Origin of the sequence: Pseudoalteromonas sp. UBA6610 (assembly GCF_002433295.1) — a bacterium.
Taxonomy (GTDB): Bacteria; Pseudomonadota; Gammaproteobacteria; order Enterobacterales; family Alteromonadaceae; genus Pseudoalteromonas; species Pseudoalteromonas atlantica.
Map to the genome: position 1 here is coordinate 1 of NZ_DJHW01000016.1, position 5169 is coordinate 5169.

Annotated in this window: 5 protein-coding genes; 3 read left to right on the forward strand and 2 right to left on the reverse strand. The window is 41.0% G+C overall.

Going from position 1 to position 5169, the window contains the following annotated elements; translation table 11 throughout:
• A partial coding sequence (locus tag B4F91_RS01665) for a NupC/NupG family nucleoside CNT transporter (protein ID WP_288635344.1) occupies nucleotides 1–1107 on the reverse strand: 1107 nt, incomplete at its 3' end.
• A gap of 17 nt (nucleotides 1108–1124) precedes the next feature.
• Nucleotides 1125–1754, reverse strand: coding sequence for a uridine kinase (gene udk, locus B4F91_RS01670; protein WP_004587190.1), 630 nt, complete (start codon nucleotides 1752–1754; stop codon nucleotides 1125–1127).
• A 194-nt stretch (nucleotides 1755–1948) separates the two neighbouring features.
• On the opposite strand from udk, the gene B4F91_RS01675 reads away from it, so the two are divergent.
• The 3 genes from B4F91_RS01675 to B4F91_RS01685 all read left to right on the forward strand — a co-directional run bounded on the left by B4F91_RS01675 (nucleotide 1949) and on the right by B4F91_RS01685 (nucleotide 5022).
• Nucleotides 1949–3166: a phosphopentomutase gene (locus tag B4F91_RS01675; protein ID WP_096042662.1), complete on the forward strand. Its 1218-nt coding sequence runs from the start codon at nucleotides 1949–1951 to the stop codon at nucleotides 3164–3166.
• Between the two features lie 15 nt (nucleotides 3167–3181).
• On the forward strand, nucleotides 3182–3883 hold the full coding sequence (gene deoD / locus B4F91_RS01680; RefSeq protein WP_286937795.1) for a purine-nucleoside phosphorylase: 702 nt from the start codon (nucleotides 3182–3184) through the stop codon (nucleotides 3881–3883).
• A 395-nt stretch (nucleotides 3884–4278) separates the two neighbouring features.
• Nucleotides 4279–5022: a ferredoxin--NADP reductase gene (locus B4F91_RS01685; RefSeq protein WP_286937793.1), complete on the forward strand. Its 744-nt coding sequence runs from the start codon at nucleotides 4279–4281 to the stop codon at nucleotides 5020–5022.
• Nucleotides 5023–5169: the final 147 nt, after the last annotated feature.

The following is a 5169-nucleotide window of genomic DNA, read 5'->3' on the forward strand; positions in this document are numbered from 1 at the left end:
ACCGCCTAATCCACCTAGTAAAATAGCTATCGACGATAGATTAGCAAACCCACATAACGCAAATGTTACAATTGCTTGAGTGTGCGCACTTAACGTATCGCGATAATTTATAAAGTCTAAGTAAGCAACAAACTCATTTACTACTAACTTTTGACCAATAAAACTACCTGCTATGATTGCCTCATCCCACGGTACTCCAAGTAACCATGCAACAGGGGCAAATACATAACCTAAAATTTCTTGTAGCGTTAAAGTAGGGTAATCAAACCACCCACCAATACCGCCTAGTAAACCGTTTAATAATGCTATTAATGCTACGAAAGCTAATAGCATTGCGCCCACATTTAGCGCTAAATGCATGCCGTTAGCTGCGCCTGATGCTGCTGCATCAATAACATTAACTGGCTTGTCTTCATCGGTGTCCAAATCAGCAAGCGTATCTTTAGGTGTTTCGGTCTCTGGCACAATCATTTTGGCCATTAAAAACCCACCTGGTGCAGCCATAAAGCTGGCGGCAATTAAATACTTAAGCTCTACACCAATAATTACGTAACCTGCCATTACAGAGCCTGCTACCGTGGCTAAGCCACCTACCATTACTGCAAACAACTCAGACTTAGTCATGGTTGCTATAAACGGCTTAACAATTAAGGGTGCTTCAGTTTGGCCTACAAATATATTAGCCGTTGCTGAAAGCGATTCTGTGCGCGAGGTTTTCAATAGTTTTTGTAAACCGCCGCCCAGAATTTTAATTATCCAATCCATAATGCCAATGTGATAAAGCACAGCAACAAGTGCTGAGAAAAACACAATGACCGGTAAAACTTGAATAGCAAAAATAAAACCGAGTGTATCTTGCGAAGCAAGTGGGCCAAATAAAAACCCAATCCCGTCGTTTGCAAAGCTAATTACCGAAGAGACGGCACTAGACATACTTGCTAACACATTTTTACCTGCTTCAAAAAACAGTACAAACCCACCAATAACTACTTGCATAGCAAAGGCTATCGCTACGGTGCGTAAGTTTATTGCTTTACGATTAGTCGAAGCCGCAAAAGCAATACTTAGTAGTACAAACATGCCTACTAAGCTCATAAATGTTGTCATACAGATGTTTCCCGTTATTATTCTTGTAGTAAATACTTAATTTTACTTTTAATAATATCAATCGCAACGCGGTTCATTCCGCCTCGAGTCACAACCAAATCAGCGTTATGCTTTGAAGGCTCAATAAATTGATAAAACATCGGTCTAACAGTTGCTTGATATTGCTCAACAACAGATTGTAATGTTCTGCCTCTTTTTTCCATGTCTCGTTGCATACGACGCATTAAGCAAATATCAAGGGGTGTATCTATAAATACCTTAATATCAAATTCTTTATTAAGTGCTTTATCACTTAATAATAAAATACCTTCTACTATTAAAATTTTAGCTGCAGCAACGCGACGAGTTTCATCGCTTCGTGTGTGTTGTGCATAATCATAAGTAGGTACTTCGACAGAGTTACCACTACGAAGTTGAGTTAAATGTTCAAGCATTAACTCATGTTCAAATGCATCAGGATGGTCGTAGTTAGTTTGCGTACGGTGTTCCATAGGCAAATGCGACTGATCCTTGTAATAAGCATCTTCTTCAATAATGGCGATAGCGCCTGGTTCAAGCTCATTAACCAACTCATTGTAAATAGTTTGGCTAAAAAGAGATTTGCCCGACGCTGATGCGCCAGCAATAGCTATAATAGTTCGTGTCACTAAAGTTCTCACCCACACAGAAAGGAAAAGTTGTTTGGTTGATCACAATAGCAAAAAAGACACGAATAATCTCTTTTGCTTTGCTTAAGAACGCAAATTTATAATGTTTAGCTTTTATGAAACAGGACTTATGTCCTGTACGGAAAATTCGATCAGCGGATAAAGTAACCACCTAGAAGCAAAGTGAGGTCAACATGGCAAGAGCAATCATCTTAATGGCAGACAGCCTAGGTATAGGCGCAGCACCCGATGCAGACAAATTTGGTGATGTTGGAGCAAATACACTCGCCCACTTATTAAAAGCATACCACGACGAAACGGGTAAAGCGTTATCGTTACCTAATTTATCTAAATTAGGTTTAATCGATGCCTGTGAGGCAGCGGGCGGTGAAACGTGTTTAGTTTCTGAGCGTCAAGCATCGCAAGGTGCATGGGGTTATGCAAAAGAGCTTTCAAGCGGTAAAGATACGCCATCAGGGCACTGGGAAATGGCCGGCGTACCTGTGTTATTTGATTGGGGCTACTTCCCTAAAACACAGCCGAGTTTTCCACAAGAATTTGTAGACGAATTTATAGCCGCTACCGGTATACCTGGCATTTTAGGCAACTGCCATGCATCAGGCACTACCATATTAGAGCAGCTAGGCGAAGAGCATGTAAAATCAGGCAAACCAATTTGTTACACCTCTGCAGATAGCGTGTTTCAAATTGCCGCACACGAAGAGTCTTTTGGCCTTGAGCGCCTTTACGAAGTGTGTGAAATTGCCCGCGAATTACTTGATAAACTAAATATAGGCCGTGTTATTGCTAGGCCATTTTTAGGCACAAGCAACGCAGATTTTGCCCGTACTGGTAATCGTCGCGATTATTCAGTATTGCCGCCAGCACCGACCCTATTAGATGTACTATCTAAACACGGCGGTGAAGTAATAAGCATTGGTAAAATTGCAGATATATATGCACACCAAGGCATTACCCAAAAACACAAAGCCCCAGGGCTGATGAATTTGCTTGAAAAAAGCAGCGAAGTATTAGCAAGTGCGCCAGATAACAGCTTAATTTTTACTAATTTAGTAGATTTTGACGAAAAGTTTGGCCACCGTCGCAACCCAGTTGGTTATGCAAAAGCGTTAAAAGAATTTGACGATTACTTACCAACTATACTAAACCAATTAAATGCAGATGACGTGTTAATGATCACTGCAGATCACGGCTGTGACCCAACCTTTCCAGGTTCAGAGCACACCCGCGAATATGTACCAGTTATAGCTTATCAACCGGGCATGCAAAATACCCCGCTTGGCGAGCGCAATAGCTTTGCAGATATAGGCCAAACCCTTGCACAGTGGTTTAACTTACCTGCACTTGAATACGGTGACGGCTTTTTAAATAAGCTAAACGCGCCTAAATAAAAAGGAAAACAATTAATGAGTACTCCGCATATTAGTGCAAACGTTGGTGACTTCGCTGAAACAGTATTAATGCCGGGCGATCCGCTTCGTGCACAATACATTGCTGAAAACTTTTTAGATGATGCAGTACAAGTAACAGGCGTACGTAACATGTACGGCTTTACAGGCACATATAAAGGTAAACTTGTAAGTATTATGGGTTCGGGCATGGGCATACCATCTATGTCTATTTATGCGCGTGAGTTAATTGTAAGCTTTGGCGTTAAAAATATTATTCGTATTGGTACCTGTGGTGGTATTGGTACAGATATTAAAATTCGCGACGTAATTTTTGCACAAGGCGCAAGCACCGACTCAAACGTAAACCGTGCACGCGTTCGTGGTTACGATTTTTCAGCAATTGCTAACTTTGACCTACTTTTAAACGGTGTTAACGCCGCTAAAGACCTAGGCATTAAAGCAAAAGTAGGTAACGTATTTACTACCGATACCTTCTACCAAGCTGACGACACATTCTACAAAGACCTTGATAAACTAGGTGTACTAGCTGTAGATATGGAAACAGCAGGTTTATATGGTGTAGCGGCAGAGTATGGTGCTAACGCAATGGCATTATTTACCGTAAGTGACCACGTGATCACCGGTGAAGCAACACCTGCAGATGAGCGTCAAAGCACATTTAACGAAATGGTTAAAATTGCTTTAGAGTCTATTTAATAAACGCAATTTTATTAAATTAGCAAACAGTTCCTTGGTAACGTATTCACTAAGTTTTGGAGACACGCCCAAAGTGAAGTGAGACTAAACCCCCAAAGCCGCATTTTATGCGGCTTTTTTTATGCCTATAAAAAGCGCTACTTTTAAAACGCCAGCAAGCTGCACAGCACGAGCTAACCGCGTAGCTGGAGTTTACCTCGCGTGGGGTATTAATTTCATCGCGGTATAAAGCCGCAGCTATTCACCTTTTTAATCAAACCAATATTACCCAAAGTAAAAGCACTATGTTTAAAAAGTCACTACACCCAGTGTCACTCTTACTAAGTTAATGCTAGTGTATAAATTACAACCATTTATTGTTTTTGTTGTTTAACCGTTAAGCTATGGAGTTGACAATGTCTAACTGGGTAGATGCAACCGTAAAAAAAGTAACATGGTGGAGCGATACACTTTTCAGCCTGGTAGTAAACGCAAGCGTAGAGCCATTTAAAGCAGGGCAGTTTACTAAGCTCTCGATTATGGAGGGCGATAAACGAATTGCTCGGGCATACTCTTATGTAAACGCGCCTAATAACCCCGATTTAGAATTTTACCTTATCAATGTAGAGGGCGGCTTATTATCGCCTAGGTTGGCGCAATTAAAACCAGGCGACACTGTATTAATAGAGCAACGTGCCACAGGCTTTTTTACCTTAGACGAAATACCACCAAGCGAGCAGTTATGGATGCTAAGTACAGGCACTGCAATAAGGCCGTTTTTATCTATTTTGCAGCAACAAGAGGTATGGCAAAAATACACACAGATTAATTTAGTGCACGGCGTACGTTTTAATGCCGATTTAAGCTATCGAAATCTAATACACACCCTAATAAACGCACACCCTACACAACTTAACTACATTCCGGTTGTAAGCCGTGAGGGGCCACAGCAAGGCCTGAAAGGGCGTATAACTACAGCAATTCAAAACGGCGAGCTATTTAGTAAAGCCTCTAAAACCCCAAGCCCGAGTAATGCGCAATTTATGATTTGCGGTAACCCACAAATGGTAAAAGACACCACACAGTTACTTTTAGACAAAAACTTTAAACGAAATCGTCGCAGAGACCCAGGGCACATAACGGTTGAGCAGTATTGGTAAAGTGTATAACAATCATTTAATTGCTACCCGAAAACGCTCAAATTTGTTATGTTGCAGCATTAACAGCGTTATATGTTCATATTAGGAAAGTTATGAAATCGTTATCTATTATTTTTGCCTCGCTTATTGCCACTGTTGCCCTGATCA